This is a genomic window from Streptomyces hamibioticus, assembly GCF_047946815.1.
GTDB lineage: Bacteria > Actinomycetota > Actinomycetes > Streptomycetales > Streptomycetaceae > Streptomyces.
Map to the genome: position 1 here is coordinate 2,467,417 of NZ_JBKKQY010000001.1, position 25,029 is coordinate 2,492,445.

The following is a 25,029-nucleotide window of genomic DNA, read 5'->3' on the forward strand; positions in this document are numbered from 1 at the left end:
GGGTTCGTCATGCGCCGCTACGGCAAGCACACCGACGAGGACGACATCCGCTCCCGGCCCAACCGCAAGGGCAACCGGCCCCGGACGCACATCCGGCCCAAGCACGAGGACGCCGCCGAGGGCATGGTCCTCACCGTCGACCGGGGCCGGCTGACCTGCCTCGTCGAGGACCGGGTGGTCATGGCGATGAAGGCCCGGGAACTGGGCCGCAAGGCGGCGGTCGTGGGCGACCGGGTGGCGCTGGTCGGCGACCTGTCCGGCAGGAAGGACACGCTCGCGCGGATCGTCCGCATCGAGGAGCGCACGTCGGTGCTGCGCCGCACGGCGGACGACGACGACCCCTTCGAGCGCGTCGTCGTGGCCAACGCCGACCAGCTGGCGATCGTCACGGCGCTGGCCGATCCCGAGCCGCGCCCGCGCCTGATCGACCGCTGCCTGGTCGCGGCGTTCGACGGCGGCCTGGACCCGCTGCTGGTGCTGACCAAGTCGGACCTGGCCCCGCCGGACGAACTGCTGGAGCTGTACGGCGCGTTGGACATCCCGTACGTCGTCACCAGCCGCGAGGAACTGGGCCGCGGCGACGGGGCCGACTGGGTGCGCGAGCATCTGGGCGGCAAGGTCACCGCCTTCGTCGGCCACTCCGGCGTGGGCAAGACGACCCTCGTCAACGCCCTGGTGTCCGAGGAGCGGCGGCGTACGACGGGACACGTCAACGCGGTCACGGGCCGTGGCCGGCACACCACCACCTCGGCGCTCGCGCTGCCGCTCGGGCCCGCCGAGGGCTGGGTGGTCGACACCCCCGGCGTACGGTCGTTCGGGCTGGCCCACGTCGACCCGTCGCGCGTGATCCACGCCTTTCCCGACCTGGAGCCCGGCACGGCGGACTGCCCGCGCGCGTGCAGTCACGACGAGCCCGACTGCGCGCTGGACGCCTGGGTGGCCGAGGGCCACGCCGACCCGGCCCGCCTGTACTCGCTGCGCCGGCTGCTGGCGTCGCGGGAACCGAAGGAAGGCGACTGAAGGAAGGCGACCGACCTCCGGGTTGTTTGCCGTGACAGGAGACCGGTAAGTGCATAATCGCACCAAGCCGGATCCACGCCCGAGCAAAGCCTGACGAAGCGGTCGCGGTCACGGTACGGGGACTACGGGAGGACGACACATGGCGTGGCTGCTGGTCGTAGTGGCCGGGTTGCTCGAAGCCGGTTTCGCCGTGTCTTTGAAGCTCTCGCACGGCTTCACCCGGCTCTGGCCGACGATCGCCTTCGCCGCCTTCGCACTGGGCAGCTTCGGCCTGCTGACCCTCGCCCTGAAGCGGCTCGACGTCGGCCCCGCCTACGCGGTGTGGACCGGCATCGGCGCCGCGGGCACCGCGATCTACGGCATGGTGTTCCTCGGCGACCTGGTGTCGGCGCTGAAGATCGTCTCGATCAGCCTGGTGATCATCGGTGTGATCGGCCTGCAGTTGTCGGGCTCGGCGCACTGACCCGTGCGCCCGCTACGGCGTCGACTGCCGGGGCAGGGCGGTGCGGACGAGGCCGGCGACGCCGTCCTCGCCCGGCGGGGCGGCGACGCAGGACAGCGCGAGACGAACCGCGAGTTCGCAGGTGCGGGCCAGTTCGGCGCGGTCCGGCCGGGAGGTGCCGGGTCCGGACAGCACGGACACGGCGCGGTCGCGGACGAGGACCACGAGATCGCCGGGCGAGGGCAGCGGGCCGTCCGCCCGGCACTGCGCCGGGACGACGGAGGAGGACGGCACGGCGGTCGGCGCCGGTGCGGGCAGCCGTTCGCTCCAGCAGCCGGTGAGCAGGGCGCGCACCAGCGCGTTCTCGCGGGCGGCCGACGTCGTCCACTCCGCGGCCGCGGTGAGCCGCTCACGGGCGTCGCCGGTCCCGGCGAGCGCGCGGTCGACGCCGGCGAGATAGCCGTCCGCCTCTCGGCGCACGAGTGCCCGCGCGAGCCCCTCCTTGCTGCCGAACTCGTTGTAGAGGGTCTGCCGGGACACCCCGGCCGACGCGGCGACGTCCACCATCCGCACGGCCGACCACGGCCGGCGCGCCAGCGCCGTGTACGCGGCGTCGAGCAGGGATTCCCGCGCTGCAGGCATCATCGCCTCCCTCGGGGCGAGCGGCTCTGGGCACAGGTTTGACGCGCGCGGGGGCACTGTCAAGGGTTCGCGGGACCGGGCGTGGGGCAACGCCGGGCGAGGCCCGCGGTAGCTCCGTACCGATCCCGGCAGATACGGTGACGGCATGCCGGACTACCTCGACGACCTCCGCCTCGCCCACGTCCTCGCGGACGCCGCCGACGCGGCGACGATGGACCGCTTCAAGGCCCTCGACCTCAAGGTCGAGACGAAGCCGGACATGACCCCGGTCAGCGAGGCCGACAAGGCGGCCGAGGAACTCATCCGCGGTCACCTCGCCCGCGCCCGCCCGCGCGACGCGGTCCTCGGCGAGGAGTACGGCGTCGAGGGCACCGGCCCCCGCCGCTGGGTGATCGACCCGATCGACGGCACCAAGAACTACGTCCGCGGCGTGCCCGTCTGGGCCACGCTGATCGCCCTGATGGAAGCGGCGGAGGGCGGCTACCAGCCGGTCGTCGGCGTGGTCTCGGCGCCCGCCCTGGGGCGCCGCTGGTGGGCCGCGAAGGGCAACGGCGCCTTCAGCGGCCGCAGCCTGACCTCGGCCGGCCGGCTCCAGGTCTCGCGGGTCTCCCGGCTCTCCGACGCCTCCTTCGCGTACTCCTCGCTCAGCGGCTGGGAGGAACAGGGCAGGCTGGACGGTTTCCTGGACCTGACCCGCGAGGTGTGGCGCACGCGCGCGTACGGCGACTTCTGGCCGTACATGATGGTCGCCGAGGGCGCGGTCGACATCTGCGCCGAGCCGGAGCTGTCCCTGTGGGACATGGCCGCGAACGCGATCGTCGTGACCGAGGCCGGCGGCAGCTTCACCGGCCTCGACGGCCGCCCCGGCCCGCACAGCGGCAACGCGGCGGCGTCGAACGGCCTGCTCCACGACGAGCTGCTCGGCTACCTCAACCAGCGGTACTGAGGCCCGCGGCGGGCGCGGCCGGGCGCGTACGGGCGACGCGGGGCGCGCGGCGGCGGCAAGTTGGCGCCGAGCGCCCTCTTGTTGACCCCCGCTTTACCTGCAACTCTGAGAGTCCCCCCACTTGTGAACTTGTGAATCCATGAACTAGCTCATGGATTCGTAGGAGGTGGCTCTCTTCATGCTCGTCCGTGACGCCATGAGTACGGTCGTCCTCACCATCGGCCCCGATCACACCCTCCGCCAGGCCGCCGCGCTGATGTCCGCCCGACGGGTCGGCGCGGCCATCGTGTACGACCCCGACGCCGGCGGCATCGGCATCCTCACCGAACGCGACATCCTCGACTCCGTCGGCACGGGCCAGGACCCCGACGCCGAACGCACCCACGCCCACACCACCAACGACGTCGTGTTCGCCGCGCCGACCTGGACCCTGGAGGAGGCGGCCAGGGCCATGGCACACGGCGGCTTCCGCCACCTGGTCGTGCTCGACCACGGCGAACCGGCCGGCATCGTCTCGGTCCGCGACATCATCCGCTGCTGGGCACCCGTGCGGCAGCGGGCCGCTCTGCAGGTCCCGGCCTGACCCGGAGACGCGAAAGCGGGCCGGACCCCGCGAAGGGAGTCCGGCCCGCCGCCACGACAAGCGGTCCAGCGCTGGATGTGTCAGCCGCGAAGGGCCTGGACCGCGGCCTCCAGCCGCTTGCCGTAGTCACCGTCCGCCTGGCGGAAGTTGTTGATCGCGCGCTCGACGATGTCCTCGCGCGAGACCTGCGAGAGGGCGCCCGCCAGGTTGTTGACCAGGCGCTCCTTCTCGTCCTCCGACATCAGGCGGTAGAGGTTGCCGGCCTGCACGAAGTCGTTGTCCTCGGCGTGCGAGGGCGCCTCGTGGTCACCGGTGAGGCCGGCGACCGCGACCGGCTGCCACAGCGGCCTGTCCGTCTGGAACGGGCCGCCGAAGCTGTTCGGCTCGTAGTTCTTCGCACCCTTGTGGCGGCCGTCGTACAGGTAGCCGTCACGGGAGTTGGTGCGCGCCTCGGTGGCGTGCGGGCGGTTCACCGGCAGGTGGTCGGCGTTGATGCCGACGCGGTAGCGGTGGGCGTCGCCGTACGCGAAGAGACGGCCCTGGAGCATCTTGTCCGGGGACGGACCGATGCCGGGGACGAAGTGGGCCGGGGAGAAGATCGACTGCTCGACCTCGGCGAAGACGTTCTCCGGGTTGCGGTTGAGCTCCAGCTTGCCGATCTCGATCACCGGGTAGTCCGCGTGCGGCCAGACCTTGGTCAGGTCGAACGGGTTGAAGCGGTAGGTGGCCGCCTCGGCCACCGGCATGATCTGGACGCCGACGGTCCAGGTCGGGTACTCGCCGCGCTCGATGGCCTGGCGCAGGTCGCGCTGGTGGGAGTCGGGGTCCTCACCGGCGAGCCTGGCGGCCTCCTCGGCGGTCAGGTTCTTGATGCCCTGGTCCGTTTTGAAGTGGTACTTGACCCAGAAGGCCTCGCCGGCCTCGTTGTTCCACTGGAAGGTGTGCGAGCCGAAGCCGTCCATGTGGCGGTACGAGGCGGGGATGCCGCGGTCGCCGAACAGCCAGGTCACCTGGTGCGTGGACTCCGGCGACAGGCTCCAGAAGTCCCAGACGTTGTCCGCCTCCTGGCTGCCCGTGTAGGGGTCGCGCTTCTGGGTGTGGATGAAGTCCGGGAACTTGATGGCGTCCTTGATGAAGAACACCGGGGTGTTGTTGCCGACGAGGTCGTAGTTCCCCTCCTCGGTGTAGAACTTCAGCGCGAAGCCGCGCGGGTCGCGGACCGCGTCCGCCGCACCCAGGTTGCCGGCCACGGTCGAGAAGCGGAGGAAGACCTCGGTCTGCTTGCCGACCTCGGAGAGGAACTTGGCACGCGTGTACTTGGTGACATCGGCGGTGACCGTGAAGGTGCCGTAGGCACCCGCGCCACGGGCGTGCACGACACGCTCCGGAATGCGCTCGCGGTTGAAGTGGGCCAGCTTCTCCAGAAGCAGCTGGTCCTGGACGAGCACCGGGCCACCGACGCCCGCGGTCTCGCTGTTCTGGTTGTCGGCTACCGGGGCACCGGCCTCCGTAGTGAGCGGTCCCTGAGTCACGTACGCCTCCTGCGTCATTACTGACGAATCCTGTCCCTTGGCTAATGCCGGTCTCGATCCTACAATAGACAATGTCTAAGTCAAGCAAGACTCCAATTTCACACCCGTTCGGGACCTGGTCCCCCTTGCTGCTAGGCTGGCTGCTATGAGCGACCTTCTGGAACGACTGCGCGGACGTGGGTGGCGCATGACCGCACAGCGGCGTGTCGTGGCCGAGGTCCTCGACGGCGAACACGTCCACCTGACAGCCGACGAGGTGCACGCCCGGGCCGTGGCCAAGCTGCCCGAGATCTCGCGCGCGACCGTGTACAACACCCTGGGTGAGCTGGTCTCCCTCGGCGAGGTGCTCGAGGTGGCCACCGACAAGCGCGCCAAGCGGTACGACCCCAACGCCCACCGGCCGCACCACCACCTGGTCTGCGCCCAGTGCGGCTCGATCCGGGACGTCCACCCGATCGGCAACCCGCTGGCCGACCTCCCCGACTCGGAACGCTTCGGCTTCACGGTCTCGGACGTCGAGGTCACCTACCGCGGCCTCTGCCCGAACTGCACGACGGCGTAAGCGCGTACGCACCGAAAGCCCCGGCACCGTGTGGTGCCGGGGCTTGCTGTTGCGCGCTCTCACGTGCCGTCGTCATCGCCGTCGTCGCCCGAACGCACCGAGGGCCGGAACCCTTTCGGATTCCGGCCCTCGGCCTTCAGTAGCGGGGACAGGATTTGAACCTGCGACCTCTGGGTTATGAGCCCAGCGAGCTACCGAGCTGCTCCACCCCGCGGCGATGAATGCAACGTTACGTCAAGACCACGGACAAAGGCAAATCACCCTCGCCCAGCCACACCGCAGGGCAACACACGCGCACCCGCCCGCCCCCTCGCCCCCCCAACCGCGCGCGACCGCACCCCAGGGCAACCCGCGCGACCGCACCCCGCCCAACCGCGGGCAGTCGCGCCGCGGGACGGCGCGGGTGGGCACGACCGGAGCCGACCCCCACTCAACCGCGAGCAGTCGGGCCACAAGGCGGCGACACCAAACCGCGAGCAGCCGCAGCGCCGGCGGCAGCAGCACGCATGGGCGCGCGACCGTCACCCCGCCCGACCGCACCCAGCCGCTCCGCAGGGCAGCACGCGCGCGACCGCCGCCCCGCCCGACTGCGCGCAGTCGGGCCGCAGGGCGGCACGGGTGGGCGCGGCCGGTGCCCCGTCACGCCGGGCTGCGCAGCCGAGCCCTCAGCCGCGGCGCCGGGCAACCGGAACGCCGCCCAAGCCCCCGCACACGTCACGCGACACAGGTCACGCGACACACGTCACGCCGACAGTTCCTCCCGCAGCGCGTCCCGCAACCGCGCCGCCCGCTCCGCCACCTCCGCCGGGCCCGACGACACCGCGAGATCGGCCCATCGCTGCCCCTCCGCCAACTCCCCCCGCCGCGCATACACCAGCGCCAGCCGCAGCGCCGCCCGTCCGTGCCCGGCATCCGCGGCCCGCCGCCACCACACCACGGCCTCCGGCTCGCTCCCCTCCCGGGCCAGCAGCAGCCCGAGGTTGAACGCCCCGTTGCGGGACCCGGCCTCCGCCGCCTCCCGGTACCATCGCGCCGCCTCCACGACGTCCCCCCGCGCCGCGGCCAGCATGCCGACCCGCACCTGGGCCCGCCGGTGGCCCTGCGAGGCCGCCCGCTCGTACCACTCCTCGCACTCGGTCCGCTCGTGCGCCGGCTCGCCCAGTTCGTGCGCGGGCGTCGGCGGCCGGCGCGCGTCCAGCAGCGTGGCCAGCCGGAACGCGGCCTCGGCGCTGCCGCCCCCCGCCGCGCAGCGCAGGTGCCGCTCCGCCCCCTGCTCGTCCCCGTCCCGCAGTCGCGCCATCCCGACCTGCAGCGCCGCCTCCGTGTGCCCGGCGGCAGCCGCCCGCTCGTACCACCGCAGCGCGGCCCGCTCCTCCCCGCGCCCGGCGTACAGGATGCCAAGGTTGAACGCGGCGTCGACACTGCCGGCCTCCGCGGCCTTGGAGAACCACGGCTCGGCCCCGGTCCGGTCCCCGCCCTGGAGCAGCAGGACGGCCAGCGCGTTCGCGGCCTCCCGGTGCCCCGCGTACGCCGCCCGCCGGTACCACTGCTCGGCCTGCGCGGTGCGCCCCTGCTCGGCGCAGAGCAGCCCGAGGTTGTACGCGCCGTTGTCGTCCCCGGCGTCCATCGCCGCCCGGTACCACCGCTCGGCGGTCTGGGTCTCGCCGCGCTCGGCGTGCAGTGCGCCCAGCGCGTTCGCCGCGTTGCCGTCCCCGTCCTGCGCGGCGCGCAGCCACCACACGGCGGCGCTCTCCTGGTCCCCGGCGTCCCGCAGCAAGAAGCCCAGCGCGCACGCGGCCCGCGGCTCGCCGTCCTTGGCGGACGTCAGGTACCAGCGCCCGGCCTCCTTCAGCTCCCCGCGCCGCTCCAGGATCGCCCCGAGGTGCAGCGCGGCCCGCCGGTGGCCGCGCGCGGCGGCCTGCCGGTACCACTGCTCGGCCTCTCCGGCCGCCTCAGTCGCCTCGGCCGCCTCGGCCACGAAGCGGACGGGCGCCCCAGCGGACGCGACACCGTTGTCAGCACCGGACTCCCGCGCCGCCCTCCGGTCCAGCGCCCGCGCCAGCCGGTACGCGGCCTCCCGGTGCCCGCGCTCGGCCGCGGCCCGCATCCACCGCTCGGTCCCGGCGTCACCGCGGTGCTCCAGCAGATCGGCGAGCGCGTAGGCGCCCAGGGCGTGGCCCTGCTCGGCGGACTGGCGCAGCCAGTACTCGGCGGCCGGCTCGTCCCCGCGCTCACGGAAGTGCCGCCCCAGCGCGTGCGCGGCCGCGGCGGACCCGGCGACAGCCGCGATCCGCCACCATCCGGCGGCCTCGTCGGCGTACCCGCGCTGGTGCAGAAGGACCCCGAGGTTGTTGGCGGCGGCACGGTCACCGGCCGCGGTGGCGGCCCGCAGGTGGGGTTCGGCTCCGTCGAGATCGCCACGGCGCAGCAGCATGGCCCCGAGAACGCTCATCGCCTCGATGTCACCGGCTTCGGCGGCGAGTCTCTGCCGCACCTCCTCGGCCACCTCGTCGGCGGCCTCACCGGCCTCGTCCCCGATCTCTTCGGGACCGACCTCTTCGGGAGCGGCCTCTTCGGGACCGGAAGGCTGCACAAATCGCTCTGTCTCGAACAGAGTTGCCATGTCCCCCATAACGTCCATCGTCGCACCACCCGCAACCCGGGTACACCTGGTATACCGCAGCCAGTGAGGTCACTTCAGCGTTTTGTCGACATGCCCACAGAGAGACAAGTCAAACACGGATCGCCCCAACTCCCCCGTCGGCACGGCCGTTACCGGTATCGGCACATGCGTTCACACACGCCGAAGGCCCGGATCCCTGTCAGGATCCGGGCCTTCGGTGTCGCACGCGTCAAGCGCCCGACTTCAGTAGCGGGGACAGGATTTGAACCTGCGACCTCTGGGTTATGAGCCCAGCGAGCTACCGAGCTGCTCCACCCCGCGCCGTTGTGATCACTACAGTATCACGGCGCGGGACGGGCCGGTGACCAGCGGTCTCAGCCGCCGCCCGAGCCTTCGCCGGGGCTCTCACCGGGGCTCTTGTCGGGAGACGGACTCGGGCTCGCCTTGTCGTCTCCGCCGCTGTCCCCGTTCTTGGCGCCTCCGTCCTGGTCGGCCTTGGCCTGGGCCTCCTCGGCCCGCCGCAGCGCGTCCTCCAGGTCCTTCTGCGCCTCGCCGTACTTGGTCCAGTCGTTGTCCTTCAGGGCCTGCTGGCCGGCTTCGAAGGCCTTCTGGGCGTCCTCCAGTGCCTCCTGGACCGTCGCGTCGCCGGACGTGGGCGGCGGCGGGGTGGTCGTGTCGTCACCCTCCTCCGGTGGTTCGGTGGCGGGGCCCTCGGCTCCGAAGACCTTGTTGAGGGCCTCCTCCAGCGTGTCCTCGAACGCGGTGTTGCCGCCGTAGGAGACCAGCACCTTGCGCAGCAGCGGGTACTTGAGGCCACCACCGCGGACGTAGACCGGCTCCACGTACAGCAGCCCGCCGTCCAGCGGCACCGTCAGCAGGTTGCCGTACTCGACCTCCGAGTCACCGCCTCTCAGCAGCCTGATGGCCTCGGCGATGTCCTGCTCGGAGTTGAACTGGCTCTGGACCTGCTTGGGCCCGTTGACGGTCGTGCTCGTCGGCAGCTTCAGGATTCTGATCTTGCCGTAGCCCTCCGTGCCCGCCTCGGCGTCGACCGCCATGAACGCACTGAGGTTGTCACGCCCGTTGGGCGTGAACGTCGTCGTCAGCGAGAAGGCCTGTTCCTTCTGGTCGGGCATCTTCATGCTGAGGTAGTACGGCGGGACCGCGTCACCCGACTTGTTGGTCGGGTCGTCCGGCACCTGCCAGACCTCGCTGCCGCTGAGGAACGTCTCCGCGTCCTTGACGTGGTAGCGGGTGAGCAGCTCGCGCTGGACCTTGAACAGGTCCTGCGGGTACCGCAGATGGGCCATCAGATCGCCCGAGATCTCGCTCTTGGGCTGGACCGTGTCCGGGAAGGCCTTCATCCAGGTCTTCAGGACGGGGTCCTGGGTGTCCCACTGGTAGAGCTTGACCTCGCCGGTGTACGCGTCGACCGTGGCCTTCACCGAGTTGCGGATGTAGTTGACCCGGTTCTCCTGGGCCACCACGGCGCGCTGGTCGTTGGTCGCCGTGAGCGAGTCGGCGGTCGTGTCGCCGAGCGTCGTACGGGAGGCGTACGGGTAGCCGTTCGTCGTCGTGTAGGCGTCGACGATCCACTGGATCCGCTTGTTCACCACCGCCGGGTAGGCGTCGCCGTCGATGGTCAGCCACGGGGCGACCGCCTCGACGCGCTCCTTCGGCGTGCGCTTGTAGAGGATCTTCGACCCCTCGCCGATGGCTCCGGAGTACAGGATCTGCGGCTCGCCGAACGCCGCCGCGTACGCGGCCCGGTTGACCGGGCTGGACAGGTCCACCCCGCCGTCACCGTCGTACCTGAAGGTCTTCTCGCCGTCGTCGTCGGAGTAGTCGATCTCCTTCTGGGGACCGCCGACGATGGAGTAGGTGGTGGTCTTCTCGCCGTAGTAGACCCGCTGCTGGTAATCGCCGAGGTTGCCCTTGGACGGCAGGTCGGACTCGGTGAACACGGGGCGTCCCCGGGAGTCGACCTCGGTGCCCTTGGCGGCCACCACGCCGTAGCCGTGGGTGTAGCGGAAGTGGGTGTTGATCCAGTTCTTCTTGTCGACACCCGCGAGGTTCAGCTCGCGCAGACCGATGACGGTGTCCTGGTCCTTGCCGTCCTCGGTATAGCGGTCGACGTCCAGGTTGTTCGGGAAGGCGTAGTACTTCCGCATCTGCTGGAGCTGCTGGAAGGTCGGCGAGATGATGTTCGGGTCCATGATCCGGATGCTGGCCGCGTCGCGGACGTCGTCCCGCAGCGTGGTCAGGTCCTCGGTCTTGGTCTCGCCCTCGTAGTCGGAGACCTGGGTGCCGCCGATGCCGTACGCCTCACGCGTCGCCTTGAGGTTCTTCTCGACGTACGGCGCCTCCTTGGCCTGCTCGTTCGGCTGGACCTGGAACTTCTGCACCAGCGCCGGGTACAGACCGCCGATGAGGATCGCCGACAGCACCATCAGGCCGAGGCCGATCACGGGCAGCTGCCAGGTGCGCCGCCAGATGGTGGCGAAGAACAGCAGCGCGCAGATGACGGCGATGCAGAACAGGATGGTCTTGGCCGGCAGGTAGGCGTTGGCGTCGACGTACCTCAGACCCGTCCAGTTGTCGGTGGCCTTGAAGTCGCTGGACTTCACCGCGAGGCCGTACCGGTCCAGCCAGTAGGCGACCGCCTTCAGGGCGACGAAGATGCCGATGAGCACCGAGAGGTGCCCGGTGGCCGCACCCGTGGCGCGCGCGCCCGGGCTGGTGATGCGCAGCCCGCCGTAGAGGTAGTGGGTGAGCGCGGCGGCGATCACGGAGAGGATCACGGCCGCGAAGCCGAAGCCGAGCAGGAACCGGTACCAGGGCAGGTCGAAGGCGTAGAAGGCCACGTCGAGCTGGAACTGCGGGTCCTTCTGGCCGAACGGCACGCCGTTGACCCACATCAGCCAGGTCCGCCACTGCCCCGCCGCCGAGGCACCGGCGATCAGGCCGACCAGGGCGGTGATGCCGAGCAGCAGCCACTTCTTGTACGGGGCGATGCCCATCCGATAGCGGTCGAGACTCTGCTGCTCCATGGACATGGCGCTCAGCGGCGGGCGCAACCGGTGGGCCAGCCAGATGTTGAACCCGACCGCGAGCGCCATCAGCAGGCCGAAGACGAAGAAGAGACCGATCTTCGTCCACAGGGTCGTCGTGAACACCGACGAGTAGTGGACCGACCGGTACCAGAGCCAGTCCGTCCAGAAGCCCGCGAACATGGTGAACACCATGCCGAGGACTGCCAGGACACCCAAAGTGAGAAGCAGTGTCCGGACCCGCCGGGACGGGCGGCCCACTCTGATCCGTGGCCCTGTCGGGCCTCCGCCGCGGTCCGGCATCTGGAAAGCCAAGGTGCGCCCCTCGAAGTCGCTGTCAAAACCGTCAGGCCCTCGGTTACGCGGGCCGTCCGTGCGCCCCCGTGATCGTGGGCCCACACATATGCAACTTACTCATCGTTTACTCGGTTCCCGATTCCGGCCCGGAACGAGGCAGGATTGTGACCATGTCCAACACCCCCATGGCAGCCAACCCGCTCACCCGCGCCGTGCTCGAGATCGACGAGTACGTCTCCGGCCTCGGCTGGGACCAGCCCGCACGCCTCTTCGCCCTCGTCGACACCGCACGCCTGCGGGCCGAGCAGCCCACGCTCGCCGACCGGCTCGGGCTCCAGGACGCTGAGGAGTCCTCGGGCCTCACCCCGATCGAGCAGGACGAGATTTCAACGGACCGGCCGCTGGACGAGTTCCTGGGCACCATCGCCTGGCCGGACGCGGTGGTCGGCTGCGCCCTCAGCGTGGAGCGTCTGATGCTGCCGCCGTCCGCCGAGGCGCAGGTGCCGGAGGGGCTGGACGGGGAGAAGCTGACGGCGTGGGTGGCGGAGCACCCGGAACGGCAGGAGGTCCGGATGACGGTCGCGGTGCTGCGGGACGGCGCCCGCGAGTCGGCGCTGCGGCTGCGGGAGAAGGACTCCCCCACCGAGGTGCTCACCGGTTCCGACCTGGTGCCGGGCCTGGCCCAGGCCCTGGCGGCGACGTTCGCGGAGTAGCTCCGCCGGTCACCCGGCGGCGCACTGCGGCAGGTCGGCGGTGTCGCCGGACCGGATGTCCGCCAGCGCGTCGAGGGCGTCGTCGATGGTGCCCACCTTGACCAGGGTGAGCCCGTCGGGGACGTCCTTGACGGCGGCCTCGCAGTTCTCGGCGGGCGTCAGGAAGTACTCGGCGCCCTTGTCGCGCGCGCCGACGGTCTTCATCTCGATGCCGCCGATCGGGCCGACCTTGCCGGCGTCGTCGATGGTGCCGGTGCCGGCGACGAACGAACCGCCCGTGAGGCTGCCCGGGGTGAGCTTGTCGTAGATGCCGAGCGCGAACATCAGCCCGGCGCTCGGGCCGCCGACGTCGGCGAGCTGGATGTCGATGGTGAACGGGAAGGTGTGGTCGGTGCCGGCCGCGATCCCGACGATGGCGCGCTTCTCCCCGGCGTCGTCGGAGGCCGTGGTGGTGATCGTGACCTTCTCCGTCGCGGTCGGCGTCCGCCGCTCCTTCTCCGCGGCGGCCTGCTCCTCGGCGGGCACGATGGTGAAGACGACGTTCTCGCCGGGCTCGTGCTTGGTGACCAGTTCCGCCACGTCGGTGGGTTTCCTGACCGCCGTGCCGTCGACGGCCTTGATCACGTCGCCCGCGTGCAGCTTGCCCTCGGACGGCGAGTCCTTGACGACGGTGGAGACCACCACCCAGGTCTTCACCGGGATGTCCAGCTCCTTCAGGGCGGCGACCTTGGCGCTCTCCTGGGACTGGCTGAACTCCTCGGCGTTCTCCTGGGTGGACTCCTCCTCGGTCTTGCCGTTCGGGTAGAGGGTGTCGTGCGGCACGACCTTGTTGTCGTGAGCCAGCCAGCCGTAGACGGCCTCGACGAGGTTCATCCGGTAGTCGGCGCTGGTGACCCGGACGGTGGTCATGTTGAGGTGACCGCTCGTCTCGTACGTCTTGCGCCCGGAGATCTGCAGTACCGGCTCGCCGTCGTGGTCACCGAGTGTGTTCACCGTCGGCCCCGGGGACATCTCCGAGTACGGCACGGGGATGAACACTCCCGCGCACAGAAGCGCGATCAGCATCAGGGTGGAGGCGAGCATCGTCGCAGTGCGGCGTGGCATGCCTCGACAGTACGGGACGTGCCTGTCGGAGCACTGTCAGGGCGGACCGGGTGACGCCGACCGGGTCGGGCACTTCCGGCTCGCTCACCACCGCTTCGGGTCAGGTGCGGGAGTGGGACTTCTCCATGGCCTCGCGGAACCGGGCGTACCCGTCCAGCTCGGGACCGTCGCTCCGTACCCTGCGGGTCCGGTTGGCCCAACTGCCCCACAGGCTCGCGCCGATGACAGCCACGAGCGGAATCAGCAACCAGGCGAGCGCCGCCATGCCGACCTCCCAACCCCTTGAGCGTCCGCGACTGACTGATCAGCAGATTAACCATCCGCAGTGACAACGCTCACGCCGGGGGTGCGGTTACGCAACCGGAGGTGCGGCAGAAGGGTCCGGTGGCGGCGGGGACTTGCGGCCCCGGGTGCACGGGCTCTCAGCAGGCGCCCACCCACTCCTCGGTGCCGTCGGAGAACCTCTGGTGCTTCCAGATGGGCACCTCGTGCTTGAGGTCGTCGATCAGCTTCCGGCAGGCCTCGAAGGCCTCGCCCCGGTGCGGGCAGGCCACGGCGACGACGACGGCGAGATCCCCGACCTGGAGGTCACCCACCCGGTGGACGGCCGCCAGCGCCCGGACCGGGTACTCCGCGACGACCTTCTCCGCGATCCGCCGCATCTCGGCCTCGGCACCGGGGTGGCACGAGTACCCGAGCTCGTCGACGTCCGCACCCTGGTCGTGGTTGCGCACGGTCCCCACGAACAGGGCGATCCCGCCGGCCGCCGCGTCCCCGACGGCCTGGAAGACCTCGTCCACGGAGAGGGGCGTCTCGCGGATCCCGATCAGCTTGATCGGCTGCTGCGCGGCGTGCTCACCGGGGTGATCGTTCATGGGTGCCATACGTCCATCGTGCCCCACGGCACGGACAACGCGGAATAGCGCTATCGCCCGGTACGCGCGCGTGCCGGTTCGGAGGCTCCTACAGGGCCGGCCCCCCGTACGTTCGGCACCGGGCGACCGCCGGAGCCGGCCCCTCAGATCCGCCGTCGCGCCTTCCGGGCCCGGCGCACCACGGCGGCGGCGCCGAGCAGGGCCACCGTCGCGCCCGCGGCGCCCGCCGCCGTCGCGTCCTTGCGGCCGAGCCGCCGGCTGGCGACCGTGTGCCGCCCGGCGACCTCCTCCAGGAGCTCGGCGAGCACTTCCTCGTTGGTGTACGCGGGCCGCCACCCGGCGTCGTGCAGCCGGCTGCCGCTGACCACCCAGGGGTACATCGTGTACGCCAGGTCCCCCGCCGGGGACGGCGTCAGCCCGATCCGGTGCAGCCTGGCCGCCGCCCCCAGGGCGACCGCCGAGGGCAGCTCCATCCGCCGGATGCCGCTGAGCTCCTCGACCTCCTCCTGCTCCAGCCAGCCGTCGCAGCCGACGGCCAGTTCGCCCTCGACCTTCTCCAGGACGGCGTACTCCAGCGCGCTGCACAGGTCCTCGACGTGGCAGAACTGCCAGGCGGGCCGCGATCCGGCCGCCACGAGGAGCCGGGGGGACTCGAAGTACCTGGTCAGCGCGGTGTCCGTGCCACCGACGAGCACGGCGGGGCGCACCACGGTCACGTTGAGGCCCGGGTGGGCGCGCGGCGCCCGGCGCGCGAGGCGCTCGATCTCCAGCAGGTCGCCGACGCCGGTGGCCTCGGCCGTGGCGCGCAGCTCGGCGTCCTCCGACAGCGGCAGCTCGTTGTCCGGCAGCGCCCCGTAGACCATCGAGGACGTGCACAGCACGACCCGGTGGACGCCGGCCGCCGCGGCGGCGGTCAGGACTGTCTGGGTCCCCCGGACGTTGTAAGCCGTCCGGGCGGCCGCCTCGGTCTCGAGATCGAGGTCGAGCGCGAGGTGCACCACCACGTCGGCGCCGCGCAGCTTGTCGGCGATGGCCGGGTCCCGTACGTCCAGGATGTGCCACTGCGCCTCGGCGCACTCGCCGCGCCGCTCGTCGATCGCGACGACCTGCTTGACCTCCTCCGACTCGGCCAGCCGCTCGGTGAGCAGCGCTCCGACACCGGTCGCGGCACCGGTGACCGCGACGACGGGTCCGCGCGGCGCGGGGCCGGCGGAACTGGTTGACTGGTTTCGCGCTGCGCGAACCTGCGGATCTGGGGAACTCACCGGGCGTCTCCAGCGGTTGTCTTCTGTACGAGCGCGAGCGACGCGTACGTACCAGGTGGCATCCATCCTGCCGCAGGCCGCCAGTCTGCGAAGCACCGAGGCCCGAACCGCCCATGGTGTCTACGCTGGGTGGTGATGTCGGGCAGCCGTGCCGCCGGAAAGAGACCGGTGGCCCTACCAGCCGAGGAACCCCGTGAGTGACACCCCATTCGGATTCGGCCTTCCGCCGGAGGAGCCGGACGACGGCGACGAGGGCAAGAAGAAGGACCAGCAGAGCGGTGGTGGTCAGGGACCTGCCAACCCGTTCGGTTTCGGCAGCATGCCCGGAGCCGGAGGCCTCGGTGGCCCGGGCAGTCCAGGTGCCGACAACCCGTTCGCTGCCATGTTCGGTTCGCTGAACCCCAGCGACCTGGGCGCCGCGTTCCAGCAGCTGGGCCAGATGCTCTCCTACGAGGGCGGCCCGGTGAACTGGGACATGGCCAAGCAGATCGCCCGCCAGACCGTCTCGCAGGGCGCCCCGGACGGCTCCAAGGACGCCAGCGTCGGCCCCGCCGAGCGCAGCGCCGTCCAGGAGGCCGTCCGCCTCGCCGACCTCTGGCTCGACGACGCGACGGCCCTGCCCTCGGGCTCGGGCTCCGCGGTGGCGTGGAGCCGCGCGGAGTGGGTCGAGGCGACCCTGCCCGCCTGGCAGGAGCTGGTCGACCCGGTCGCCGAGCGCGTCGGCACCGCCATGGGCGACGTGCTGCCGGAGGAGATGCAGGCCATGGCCGGCCCGCTGATCGGCATGATGCGTTCCATGGGCGGCGCCATGTTCGGCACGCAGATCGGCCAGGCCGTCGGCGTGCTCGCCGGTGAGGTCGTCGGCTCCTCCGACATCGGCCTGCCGCTCGGCCCGGCCGGCAAGGCCGCGCTGCTGCCGGCGAACGTCGAGCGGTTCGGCAAGGACCTGGGCGTCCCGCAGGAGGAGGTGCGGCTGTACCTCGCCCTGCGTGAGGCCGCCCACCAGCGCCTGTTCGCGCACGTGCCGTGGCTGCGCTCGCACCTGTTCGGTGCGGTCGACGGCTACGCGCGCGGCATCAAGGTCGACACGGCCAAGCTGGAGGATGTGGTCGGCCAGTTCGACCCGCAGAATCCGGAGCAGCTTCAGGAGGCTCTCCAGCAGGGCATGTTCCAGCCGGAGGACACCCCGGAGCAGAAGGCTGCCCTGGCCCGGCTGGAGACGGCCCTGGCGCTGGTCGAGGGCTGGGTGGACGCGGTGGTGCACGCCGCCGCCAAGCCGCGCCTGTCGTCCGCCGACGCGCTGCGTGAGACGCTGCGTCGCCGCCGCGCCTCGGGCGGTCCGGCTGAGCAGACCTTCGCCACGCTGATCGGCCTGGAGCTGCGCCCGCGCCGGCTGCGCGACGCCTCGCGCCTGTGGGCGTCCGTGACGGACGCACGCGGTGTGGACGGCCGGGATGCCCTGTGGTCCCACCCGGACATGCTGCCGAACGCCACCGACCTCGACGACCCGGACGGGTTCGTGCACCGCGAGCAGATGGACTTCTCCGAGCTGGACAAGATGCTCGGCGAGGCCGCGGGCAAGCCCGGCCTGAAGAAGGACAAGGACACGGACACGGACGAGGGCGAGGGCGAGGGCACAGACAAGGGGACAGAGAAGGGCGAGGGCGAGAGTAAGGGCGACGACGCCGAGTGAGCCTCCACGACGAGGCCGTCCTGGTCCTGAAGGACTATGCGGGCCAGGACGAGCTGCGCCAGACCTATCTCGACCACCTGGCTGCCCACCCGGACGGCATGTGGAAGGCCTGTACGGACGGCCACATCACGGCCAGCGCCCTGGTGGTCGACCCGTCGCGCGACTGCGTCCTGCTGACCCTGCACAGGAAGATGCGGATGTGGCTCCAGATGGGCGGCCACTGCGAACCCGGGGATCGGACGCTGGCGGCCGCCGCCCTGCGCGAGGCGACCGAGGAGTCCGGTGTCGAGGGCCTGAGCCTGCTGCCCGGCGGCCCGGTGCGGCTGGACCGGCACCACACTCCCTGCGCCTGGCACCTCGACGTCCAGTACGCGGCCGTGGCCCCGCCGGGGGCCGTCGAGGCGATCAGCGACGAGTCCCTGGACCTGCGCTGGTTCGGCTACGGCGAGGTCGCGGAGGTGGCCGACGAATCGGTGCTGCGTCTGCTGGAGGCCACCCGCGCCAGGCTGCCCTGAGCCTCGGGAGTGTGTAAGGGGCGTCCACCGGGATGGCCGCCCCTTACGTCTGCTTCCCGGACGGCGGTCAGCTCCAGACGTTGCCCTGGTTCTGCCCCCGCGCCCCCTGCTGGCCCATGCCGTACTGAGCGGCAAGACCCGAGCCGACCTGGGCGTTCTGCGGCGGCAGCAGCTCGCTGGGCTGGACGAGGGCGTAGCCGCTGCCCATGAAGCTCAGCTCCCAGCCCTCGCCGGTACCGCCGCGGCGCCGCCACACCCCGGAGGAGTGGGTCTGGGCCTGCATCTGCACCCGCAGCCCGGTGGACCAGGCGACGATCGCGTCGGCGTCGCAGTTGACGTACTTGTCGGGCGTCACCTGCATCAGCAGCGGCATGCCCGAGGTCATCAGCGCGACCTTGCCGCGACCGGTGATGTTGAGCTGGTACTTCCCGGAGCCGGAGATGCCGTAGAGGCTGTCGACGGCGATGACCTCGTGGTGCAGGGAGGAGTCCATCGCGAGCACGTAGCTGCTGTCGACGGTGAGGCCCTCCTGCTCGACGTCCATGAGGTGGACGTGCTGCTTGAGGTTGGCGAAGTAGACCGTGCCCTGCCCGTGGCAGCGCATCAGGTCCAGGCCCTCGCCGGTGTGCGCACGCGCGCGTGACTGCTCGTTGCTCTGGTACTCCGCGTCGAACTCGACGAGGCCCTGGTAGGCGACCATCGCGCCCTTGCGGGCGAGGATGTCGTCATGGCCCTCCAGGGCGACGCGCAGCATCTGCTTGTTCTGCAGGCTCCAGCGTTCCTGGGTCTGCTGGTCGTTGTAGGCGAAAAGCGGGCTCTGCATGGTGTTTCTGCTCCCCTCAGCCCCGGGCCCGGAGACGGTCGGTGCTGTCCTCGCTGGGCTGGACGACGACGATGCCCTGACCGGAGAAGGCCATCTGGTAGGCCTCGCCGCTGCCGCGGCCGATCAGCGACTGCGCCTTGAAACTGCGCTTGCCCTTCACCTTGAGGTTCGGGGACCAGGCGACGAGCGCGTCCGGGTCGACGTACGTCTCGTCCTCGCCGCCACCGCAGTCGACGACGATCGGCTTGCCCCGGGAGGTCAGCGCGACCCATCCCTGACCGGAGATCCGGGTGTTCCACAGGCCCTGCCCGGCGAACTTCGCCAGGCCCTTGACCCGCTCCACACCCCAGGACAGATGGGCGTCGAAGGCCAGCAGGTTGGTGGCGTTGACGGAGATGCCGTCGCCGTTGAGGTTGATCACGACGACGTTGGCGCCGTAGTCGGCCAGGTAGAGCAGGCCGTCGCCGGAGCACTTCATCAGGGGCGCGCCCTCGCCGGTGAGCCAGTCCTTGGCGATCTGGCGCACGGCGGGCGGGTTGGGCTCGTACTGGATGAATCCTTCGTAGGCGACCATCGAGCCCACGCGCGCGAGGATGTCGTTCCCGGTTTGCATGGCGACCTTCAGCATGTGGTTGCCGTGGTTCTCCATGCGGGCGGTGACGGGTGCGGGGGCGTAGCCCGCGAGCGGCTGGTTCATGTCGGGCTCTCCCTCAGATCTCGTACGGCTGGACGACGATGAAGTTGCCGGGCGCTCCCCGGAACTGGAGGTTGACGCTCTCGCCGGTGTCGCCCGCGTAGGAGTTCCGGCGCATCCGTACCTGGCTGGAGACGACCACCTGAGCCGCTGCCGACCAGGCCACCACCGCGTTGCAGTCGGCGAAGGTGGTGGGGGTGACCGGGAGCACCACGGGCGTGCCGTGCGTCTTCACGACGATCGTGCCGGTGCCCTGGAACTGCATCGTGAACAGCGCGCCGCCGGGGATGCCGTGGCCCTCGATGCGGCGGACCTCGTAGGTGAGGCTCTCGTCGAAGGCGAGGACGTTCTCCGCGGAGACGCACACGGCGTCGCCCTGGAGTTCGATGGGGTGCAGCATCGTGGAGTCCTCGGCGAGGAAGACCTGCCCCTTGCCGGTGCAGCGCATCAGCTGCATCTCCTGGCCGGTGGCGTTGCCGACGACCCGGCCGGCGAATCCGGCGCCCTTGTAGCTGAAGTCGACCTTGCCCTGGTAGAGCACCATGCTGCCCTGGCGGGCCAGCACGGGCTGGTCTCCGACGCCGAGGTCGACGCGGATGAGCTTGCGGTTCTGCTGGGTCCAGCGCCGGCCGGTGGGCGTCTCGCGGTACTGCTCCAGCGCCGCGGCGACGCCGGGGCCCTGCGGTATGCCCTGAGGCGCGCCGTAGGGGGCGGCCTGCTGGCCGGGGGGCTGATGCCCGTACGGCGGCTGCTGGCCGTAGCCCGGGGGCGGGGTCGGGGTCGGGGTCGGGGGCGGCGTCGGGGTCGGGGTCGGGGTCGGGGTCGGCTGACCGTAACCGGGTGGCGGGGGCGGTGCCTGGGGCGTGTGCGGTGGCTGCGGCGCGTGCGGTGCCTGGGGCTGGGCGTAGCCGGGAGGCAGGGGGGCGGTCTGGCCGGGGACCTGCCCGTGCGGCGGCGGCTGCTGGCCGGGGTGGCCCGGCCCGCCGTACGGCGCGGGCGCCGGGGCGGGCGGTGGCGCCGGGGAGCCGCCTGGCGGGGTGCTCATCGGCGCGACGACGGTCGGCGCGGCGTGCATATGGGGATCGGGCGCCGGGGCGGGCGGTGGAGTGGCGCCCGGCGGAGGGGCGAATCCCTGTGCGGCGGGCTGCGGCGCGGGAGCCGGGGTCGGAGCGGGGGCGGGCGGGGCGGGTGCGGGCTCCGGCATGCCGGGCACGCCGAACGCCGGGGGTGCGGCGGCCTGGGCGGGCGGGGCGAAGCCCGGGGTCGCACCGGCCTGCGGTTGCTGCGGCGCGGACGGCTCCTCCTCGGCCACCTCGCCGCCGAAGTTCTTCAGCAGCGCGTCCAGGCCGCCGTCGAACCCCTGGCCGACGGCGGCGAACCGCCACACGTCCTTCAGGTAGAAGTCGCCCAGCATCACGGCGCGCTCGGTGGAGAACTCCGACCCGCTGAAGGGGTAGCGGGCCACCTCCTCGCCGCCCGCGACGATCCGGATGTACCCGGGGCCGACCTGAGACATCTGGCCGGCGCCGTCGATCGTCGCCGTGAAGGACAGCTTCTGGATCTGCGGCGGGATGCGGTCCAGCGTGACCCGGAAGGACTCCGTGTCGCCCGCCTGGGCGCCCAGGAGCTGGATGGCCTCCTCAGGGGACTTCGGCTGGTTGTAGAAGATGAAGTACCGGTCGTCCGAGAGCCGTTCGTCGGCGTCCAGACCGAAGCAGCTGATGTCGAAGGTCAGCCCGGTGCCGGCGATCTGCACGCCCACGTACAGATCCGTGCCCGCCGTGAGGTCACTGATCCTGGCCTTGTGGCCGCGTTGGAATTCCCTGACCATGCGTACGACCGTCCCCCATCCCGAATACGAGTGCGTCGCGCCAAGCTAACGGCAATCGCGGACACCGGAACAAGCCGGTGCAGACCCTGTGGACGAACTCAGTACAGACCCGGTACACAACCCTCGCGCGGTTGTGGCGGACGCCGCCGGACGGCCGGGCCGGGCCCGCCGCTCCCCTGCTCCCGGGTGTTCCCGGCCGTCCCCGGCTACTCCCGGCGCGCGTCGGGCACGTGCGGCAACCGGTCGGCGGCGACCACGCCCTCGAGATAGCCGCGCGCCCGCTCGGTCCGTGGGTAGGCCTCCAGCAGCCGCCAGAAACGGGGGCCGTGGCCGGGCACGAGGAGATGCGCCAGCTCGTGCAGGAGGACGTAGTCGATCACGTACTCGGGCATGCCCTGCAAGCGGTGCGACAGGCGGATGCTGCCCTCGGCCGGCGTGCACGATCCCCAGCGCGTGTTCTGATTGGTGACCCAGCGGACCGAGTTCGGCCGGGCGCGCCCCTCGAAGTACTGCGCGGACAGCCGCTGCGCGCGTTCGGCCAGCTCGGCGTCGCCGAGGAGCCGTTTGCTCTCCTGGGCGGCCAGCTTGTCGAGCATGACGTTCACCCAGCGTCGCTCCTCCGCCTCGGACATCCGGGCGGGGATCAGCACGACGGTGCGATCGCCCTCGCGGTACGCGGAGACCGTCCTGCGGCGACGGGTGCTCCTGCGGACCTCGATCGCGCTCGCCGCCGGACCGCTCGGCGGCGGACTTGTCGGCTTGCGCTGGGGGGTTCCGGCGCGGTGCAGTGGGTCGGCGGACACGCCGCCGACGTTACCGGCTGCACACGGGGAAGTCCCGACTCGGGGACGGTTCGATGCGGCGGCCCCACCAAGCGTCCGATTCGTAGGACTGCCACACCGTCGGACACGGGAGGCCGGCCGGTACGACGAGTACGACGAATATCCCCGGCCTGTGGACAACCTTCGGCGCCGGTCGGTGCGACCGGGCATGCTGGCTCGTGGCGGCACGGATGCGACCGACCGGGCCGTCACCGGGGAGCTTCCCCGGTGAGTTCCAGACGTACGGGGGCCTGTCATGCATCCGATGGTGAAACCCGCGCTCCGGCGCGGCTGGCGCGACCTCAATACCGTGCAGTTCGGAATGACCCCGGCGCATGCGCTCACGCTGGGGCCGGTGGACACGGCGACGGGAAGCTTCCTGGACCTGCTCAACGGCACCCGCGGACCCGCGCTCCTGCGCGAGGAAGGGCGCCGCATGGACCTGCCCGACGGCCATGTCGACCGGCTGGTGGAGCGGCTGGCCCGGGCGGGGCTCCTCGACGATCCGCACGGCGGCGGGCCCGACGCCGCCGCGCTCCGCCGCAAGCGGGAGGTTCTCGACCGCCTCCGCCCGGACCTGGCCTCGCTCTCCCTGACGACCACCGAACCGGGCGACGCGCTCCGACGCCTGGCGGCCCGCCGCGCCCTGCGCGTGCAGGTGCGGGGCGCGGGCAGGGTCGGCGCGGTCCTGGCTTCCCTGCTCTCGGGTGCGGGCGTCGGTGAGGTCGACGTGCGCGATATCGGATGTGTCGAGCCGTGGGACGTCGCCCCGGGCGGGCTGCCCGCCCAGGCCCTCGGCGACCGCAGGGCCGAGGCTGCCCGCCGGGCGGTGCGCCGGGCGGCCCCTGACCGCCCGCGCCGCGGCCCCGGCACGCCGGCCGAGGACGGCGACCCCGGCTTCTCCCTGGTCGTCCTCGCCCCGCGGGACGACGTCGCCGTGCACGCCCCCGACCCCGCGTCCGCCGAGCCGCTCATGGCCTCCGGGACACCTCATCTGTACGCCGGAGTGGTGGAGGGAACCGGCATCGTCGGTCCTCTGGTCCTGCCCGGCGAGACGGGCTGCGCCGGCTGTCTGCATCAGGACCGCACCGACCGGGACCCGGTCTGGCCCCGTCTGGTGGCACAGTGGAGTTCGGGCGCCCAGCGCCGGGTAGGCCCGTGCGACCTGGCACTGGCCACAACCGTCGCCGGGCTGGCGGCCACGCACGCGCTCGCCTTCCTGGACGGCCACGCGCCCTCCAGCGCCGGCGCGCGCTGGGAGGCCTCGCTGCCCCATCTGAACTGGCATGCGCGGCCGGTACCGGCTCATCCCGCATGCCCGTGCGCGGCGGCGGAGAAAGGTAAGCAGGAACACACCTCCATGGACGGGGAGCGGCGCGAGACAATGGCGGAGCAACCGGCGTCGGCAGACGAACGCTGTAAGGCAGGCGCGGCGCGGCCGGCTGGGACTTGGAGGGCGCATGTCTGATCTTCCCCGGAAGGCGGTCACCCGGACCGCCAAGCTCGCCGCGCTCCCGCTCGGCTTCGCCGGGCGGGCGACCTGGGGACTGGGCAAGCGGATCGTCGGCGAGTCCGCGGAGCTCGTCGGCCAGCAGTTGCAGCAGCGCACCGCCGAGCAGCTGTTCAAGGTGCTCGGCGAGCTCAAGGGCGGTGCGATGAAGTTCGGGCAGGCCCTGTCCGTCTTCGAGTCGGCACTGCCGGAGGAGATCGCCGGACCCTATCGGGCAGCGCTGACGAAGCTGCAGGAGGCGGCGCCGCCGATGCCGACCCGGACGGTGCACGCCGTACTCGGGGAACGGCTGGGCGAGGACTGGCACGAGCTGTTCCTGGAGTTCGAGGACAAGCCCGCCGCGGCGGCCTCGATCGGCCAGGTGCACCGGGGCGTGTGGCACGACGGCCGTGAGGTGGCGGTCAAGGTGCAGTACCCGGGCGCCGGGGAGGCCCTCCTGTCCGACCTGAACCAGCTGAGCCGCTTCGCCCGCCTGTTGGGTCCGCTGGTCCCGGGACTGGACGTCAAGCCGCTGATCGAGGAACTGCGGGACCGGGTGTCGGAGGAGCTGGACTACGGCCTGGAGGCACAGGCTCAGCGGGAGCACGCGGCGGAGTTCGCCCACGACCCGGACATCGTCGTGCCCGACGTGGTCCACCAGTGCGAACAGGTGCTGATCACGGAGTGGATCGACGGCATCCCGCTGTCCGAGATCATCTCCGACGGCACCGAGGAGCAGCGCGACCGGTCCGGCCAGCTCCTGGCCCACTTCCTGTTCTCCGGCCCGGCCCGCACCGGCCTGCTGCACGCCGACCCGCATCCGGGCAACTTCCGCCTGCTCCCCGGGGGCCCCGCCGGGGAGGACGACTGGCGGCTGGGAGTACTGGACTTCGGCACGGTCGACCGGCTCCCGGGCGGTCTGCCGCTTCCCATCGGCGAGTCGCTGCGGATGACCCTCGACGGGGAGGCCGAGGCCGTCTACGAACTGCTCTGTGCGGAGGGCTTCGTCAAGGAGTCGATAGACCTCGAACCCGACGCCGTCCTGGACTACCTGCTGCCGATCATCGAACCGGCGAGGGTCGAGGAGTTCACCTTCACCCGCAGCTGGATGCGCAGCCAGGCGGCCCGGATCGGGGACATCCGCTCCCCCGCCTACCAGCTGGGCAAGCAGCTGAACCTGCCGCCGGCGTATCTGCTGATCCACCGGGTGACGCTGAGCACGATCGGTGTCCTGTGCCAGCTGGGAGCCACGGTGCGCCTGCGACAGGAGTTGGAGGAGTGGCTTCCGGGCTTCGAGCCGGACGCCGAGGACGAGGAGCCGCCGGCCGCGGAGGCGTAGGCCGGCCGGACCGCCACGACCTACCACCAAGCGGAATCGAGGCGTCCTTCGATCGATCTGAGATGTTCCCGCGAGCAGGCTCGGCAGAAGTAGCGACGGACCCCCTGCTCCACCGAACAGCTCCAGGTGGGCTGCGGTGCCTCCGCGGTGGCGCCGCAGCGGGCGCACTC

At 71.5% G+C, this 25,029-nt stretch carries 22 protein-coding genes and 2 tRNA genes; 10 read left to right on the forward strand and 14 right to left on the reverse strand.

Annotation, left to right across the window (positions count from 1 at the left end; translation table 11 throughout):
* Positions 1–9 precede the first annotated feature (9 nt).
* Positions 10–1,020 (forward strand): ribosome small subunit-dependent GTPase A, encoded by a 1,011-nt coding sequence (gene rsgA, locus ACLGIH_RS10920; RefSeq protein ID WP_416525045.1) that lies wholly within the window; start codon positions 10–12, stop codon positions 1,018–1,020.
* Positions 1,021–1,159: 139 nt separating this feature from the next.
* Positions 1,160–1,483: a DMT family transporter gene (locus tag ACLGIH_RS10925; protein ID WP_416525046.1), complete on the forward strand. Its 324-nt coding sequence runs from the start codon at positions 1,160–1,162 to the stop codon at positions 1,481–1,483.
* Between the two features lie 12 nt (positions 1,484–1,495).
* On the opposite strand, the gene ACLGIH_RS10930 is transcribed toward ACLGIH_RS10925, so the two are convergent.
* Positions 1,496–2,107 (reverse strand): TetR/AcrR family transcriptional regulator, encoded by a 612-nt coding sequence (locus ACLGIH_RS10930; RefSeq protein WP_416525047.1) that lies wholly within the window; start codon positions 2,105–2,107, stop codon positions 1,496–1,498.
* Positions 2,108–2,249: 142 nt separating this feature from the next.
* On the opposite strand from ACLGIH_RS10930, the gene hisN reads away from it, so the two are divergent.
* Entirely contained in the window at positions 2,250–3,050 is an 801-nt protein-coding gene (hisN, locus tag ACLGIH_RS10935) for a histidinol-phosphatase (protein ID WP_416525048.1), read from the forward strand.
* A 178-nt stretch (positions 3,051–3,228) separates the two neighbouring features.
* On the forward strand, positions 3,229–3,633 hold the full coding sequence (locus tag ACLGIH_RS10940; protein WP_416525049.1) for a CBS domain-containing protein: 405 nt from the start codon (positions 3,229–3,231) through the stop codon (positions 3,631–3,633).
* 80 nt (positions 3,634–3,713) lie between these two features.
* Here ACLGIH_RS10940 and ACLGIH_RS10945 read toward each other — a convergent pair whose 3' ends face one another.
* Positions 3,714–5,165, reverse strand: a complete 1,452-nt coding sequence (locus ACLGIH_RS10945; RefSeq protein ID WP_416525050.1) for a catalase — start codon at positions 5,163–5,165, stop codon at positions 3,714–3,716.
* Between the two features lie 145 nt (positions 5,166–5,310).
* Between ACLGIH_RS10945 and ACLGIH_RS10950 the strand changes: the two genes are divergently transcribed.
* A complete protein-coding gene (locus ACLGIH_RS10950; protein WP_416525051.1) occupies positions 5,311–5,727 on the forward strand; it encodes a Fur family transcriptional regulator in 417 nt (138 codons plus the stop codon).
* A gap of 140 nt (positions 5,728–5,867) precedes the next feature.
* On the opposite strand, the gene ACLGIH_RS10955 is transcribed toward ACLGIH_RS10950, so the two are convergent.
* From ACLGIH_RS10955 to ACLGIH_RS10970, 4 genes are all read right to left on the reverse strand, one after another.
* Positions 5,868–5,941, reverse strand: a tRNA-Met gene (locus ACLGIH_RS10955).
* A gap of 528 nt (positions 5,942–6,469) precedes the next feature.
* Positions 6,470–8,368, reverse strand: coding sequence for a tetratricopeptide repeat protein (locus ACLGIH_RS10960; RefSeq protein ID WP_416525052.1), 1,899 nt, complete (start codon positions 8,366–8,368; stop codon positions 6,470–6,472).
* Between the two features lie 229 nt (positions 8,369–8,597).
* Positions 8,598–8,671, reverse strand: a tRNA-Met gene (locus ACLGIH_RS10965).
* A 53-nt stretch (positions 8,672–8,724) separates the two neighbouring features.
* A complete protein-coding gene (locus ACLGIH_RS10970; RefSeq protein ID WP_416529338.1) occupies positions 8,725–11,703 on the reverse strand; it encodes a UPF0182 family membrane protein in 2,979 nt (992 codons plus the stop codon).
* Between the two features lie 164 nt (positions 11,704–11,867).
* Between ACLGIH_RS10970 and ACLGIH_RS10975 the strand changes: the two genes are divergently transcribed.
* The gene (locus ACLGIH_RS10975) at positions 11,868–12,410 is read left to right on the forward strand and encodes a PPA1309 family protein (RefSeq protein ID WP_416525053.1); all 543 of its coding nucleotides are present in this window, start codon (positions 11,868–11,870) and stop codon (positions 12,408–12,410) included.
* Positions 12,411–12,419: 9 nt separating this feature from the next.
* Here the strand turns inward: ACLGIH_RS10975 and ACLGIH_RS10980 are convergent, their stop codons facing one another.
* The 4 genes from ACLGIH_RS10980 to ACLGIH_RS10995 form a co-directional block, all read right to left on the reverse strand.
* The gene (locus tag ACLGIH_RS10980) at positions 12,420–13,514 is read right to left on the reverse strand and encodes a YlbL family protein (protein WP_416525054.1); all 1,095 of its coding nucleotides are present in this window, start codon (positions 13,512–13,514) and stop codon (positions 12,420–12,422) included.
* Between the two features lie 100 nt (positions 13,515–13,614).
* The gene (locus ACLGIH_RS10985) at positions 13,615–13,779 is read right to left on the reverse strand and encodes a hypothetical protein (protein ID WP_416525055.1); all 165 of its coding nucleotides are present in this window, start codon (positions 13,777–13,779) and stop codon (positions 13,615–13,617) included.
* Positions 13,780–13,936: 157 nt separating this feature from the next.
* Positions 13,937–14,398: a molybdenum cofactor biosynthesis protein MoaE gene (locus ACLGIH_RS10990; protein WP_416525056.1), complete on the reverse strand. Its 462-nt coding sequence runs from the start codon at positions 14,396–14,398 to the stop codon at positions 13,937–13,939.
* A gap of 134 nt (positions 14,399–14,532) precedes the next feature.
* Positions 14,533–15,654 carry an SDR family oxidoreductase gene (locus ACLGIH_RS10995; protein ID WP_416525057.1) on the reverse strand — a complete coding sequence of 374 codons (1,122 nt, stop codon included), beginning with the start codon at positions 15,652–15,654 and terminating at the stop codon, positions 14,533–14,535.
* Between the two features lie 193 nt (positions 15,655–15,847).
* Between ACLGIH_RS10995 and ACLGIH_RS11000 the strand changes: the two genes are divergently transcribed.
* Positions 15,848–17,347 carry a zinc-dependent metalloprotease gene (locus ACLGIH_RS11000; protein WP_416525058.1) on the forward strand — a complete coding sequence of 500 codons (1,500 nt, stop codon included), beginning with the start codon at positions 15,848–15,850 and terminating at the stop codon, positions 17,345–17,347.
* The gene (locus tag ACLGIH_RS11005; protein ID WP_416525059.1) at positions 17,344–17,862 is read left to right on the forward strand and encodes an NUDIX hydrolase; all 519 of its coding nucleotides are present in this window, start codon (positions 17,344–17,346) and stop codon (positions 17,860–17,862) included. The genes ACLGIH_RS11000 and ACLGIH_RS11005 overlap by 4 nt, the downstream gene beginning before the upstream one ends.
* Positions 17,863–17,929: 67 nt before the next feature.
* Here ACLGIH_RS11005 and ACLGIH_RS11010 read toward each other — a convergent pair whose 3' ends face one another.
* From ACLGIH_RS11010 to ACLGIH_RS11025, 4 genes are all read right to left on the reverse strand, one after another.
* Positions 17,930–18,685, reverse strand: a complete 756-nt coding sequence (locus ACLGIH_RS11010; protein ID WP_416525060.1) for an AIM24 family protein — start codon at positions 18,683–18,685, stop codon at positions 17,930–17,932.
* 16 nt (positions 18,686–18,701) lie between these two features.
* Positions 18,702–19,382 (reverse strand): AIM24 family protein, encoded by a 681-nt coding sequence (locus tag ACLGIH_RS11015; protein ID WP_416525061.1) that lies wholly within the window; start codon positions 19,380–19,382, stop codon positions 18,702–18,704.
* A gap of 13 nt (positions 19,383–19,395) precedes the next feature.
* On the reverse strand, positions 19,396–21,210 hold the full coding sequence (locus ACLGIH_RS11020; protein ID WP_416525062.1) for a TerD family protein: 1,815 nt from the start codon (positions 21,208–21,210) through the stop codon (positions 19,396–19,398).
* Positions 21,211–21,416: 206 nt separating this feature from the next.
* On the reverse strand, positions 21,417–22,013 hold the full coding sequence (locus ACLGIH_RS11025; RefSeq protein WP_416525063.1) for a M48 metallopeptidase family protein: 597 nt from the start codon (positions 22,011–22,013) through the stop codon (positions 21,417–21,419).
* A gap of 274 nt (positions 22,014–22,287) precedes the next feature.
* On the opposite strand from ACLGIH_RS11025, the gene ACLGIH_RS11030 reads away from it, so the two are divergent.
* Together ACLGIH_RS11030 and ACLGIH_RS11035 are read left to right on the forward strand one after the other, a co-directional pair.
* Positions 22,288–23,499, forward strand: a complete 1,212-nt coding sequence (locus tag ACLGIH_RS11030; RefSeq protein WP_416525064.1) for a TOMM precursor leader peptide-binding protein — start codon at positions 22,288–22,290, stop codon at positions 23,497–23,499.
* On the forward strand, positions 23,492–24,859 hold the full coding sequence (locus ACLGIH_RS11035) for an ABC1 kinase family protein (RefSeq protein ID WP_416525065.1): 1,368 nt from the start codon (positions 23,492–23,494) through the stop codon (positions 24,857–24,859). Before ACLGIH_RS11030 ends, ACLGIH_RS11035 begins: the two co-directional genes overlap by 8 nt.
* Positions 24,860–25,029 lie beyond the last annotated feature (170 nt).

Coding starts and splice junctions, on each gene's coding strand:
- ACLGIH_RS10990 (WP_416525056.1), bottom strand. CDS start 14,398: ATGGCACCCATGAACGATCACCCCGGTGAGCACGCCGCGCAGCAGCCG.
- ACLGIH_RS11010 (WP_416525060.1), bottom strand. CDS start 18,685: ATGCAGAGCCCGCTTTTCGCCTACAACGACCAGCAGACCCAGGAACGC.
- ACLGIH_RS11035 (WP_416525065.1), top strand. CDS start 23,492: ATGTCTGATCTTCCCCGGAAGGCGGTCACCCGGACCGCCAAGCTCGCC.
- ACLGIH_RS10960 (WP_416525052.1), bottom strand. CDS start 8,368: ATGGACGTTATGGGGGACATGGCAACTCTGTTCGAGACAGAGCGATTT.
- ACLGIH_RS10970 (WP_416529338.1), bottom strand. CDS start 11,703: ATGCCGGACCGCGGCGGAGGCCCGACAGGGCCACGGATCAGAGTGGGC.
- ACLGIH_RS10975 (WP_416525053.1), top strand. CDS start 11,868: ATGTCCAACACCCCCATGGCAGCCAACCCGCTCACCCGCGCCGTGCTC.
- ACLGIH_RS11020 (WP_416525062.1), bottom strand. CDS start 21,210: ATGGTCAGGGAATTCCAACGCGGCCACAAGGCCAGGATCAGTGACCTC.
- ACLGIH_RS10925 (WP_416525046.1), top strand. CDS start 1,160: ATGGCGTGGCTGCTGGTCGTAGTGGCCGGGTTGCTCGAAGCCGGTTTC.
- ACLGIH_RS10950 (WP_416525051.1), top strand. CDS start 5,311: ATGAGCGACCTTCTGGAACGACTGCGCGGACGTGGGTGGCGCATGACC.
- ACLGIH_RS11015 (WP_416525061.1), bottom strand. CDS start 19,382: ATGAACCAGCCGCTCGCGGGCTACGCCCCCGCACCCGTCACCGCCCGC.
- ACLGIH_RS10980 (WP_416525054.1), bottom strand. CDS start 13,514: ATGCCACGCCGCACTGCGACGATGCTCGCCTCCACCCTGATGCTGATC.
- ACLGIH_RS10985 (WP_416525055.1), bottom strand. CDS start 13,779: ATGGCGGCGCTCGCCTGGTTGCTGATTCCGCTCGTGGCTGTCATCGGC.
- ACLGIH_RS11030 (WP_416525064.1), top strand. CDS start 22,288: ATGCATCCGATGGTGAAACCCGCGCTCCGGCGCGGCTGGCGCGACCTC.
- rsgA (WP_416525045.1), top strand. CDS start 10: ATGCGCCGCTACGGCAAGCACACCGACGAGGACGACATCCGCTCCCGG.
- ACLGIH_RS10930 (WP_416525047.1), bottom strand. CDS start 2,107: ATGATGCCTGCAGCGCGGGAATCCCTGCTCGACGCCGCGTACACGGCG.
- ACLGIH_RS10940 (WP_416525049.1), top strand. CDS start 3,229: ATGCTCGTCCGTGACGCCATGAGTACGGTCGTCCTCACCATCGGCCCC.
- hisN (WP_416525048.1), top strand. CDS start 2,250: ATGCCGGACTACCTCGACGACCTCCGCCTCGCCCACGTCCTCGCGGAC.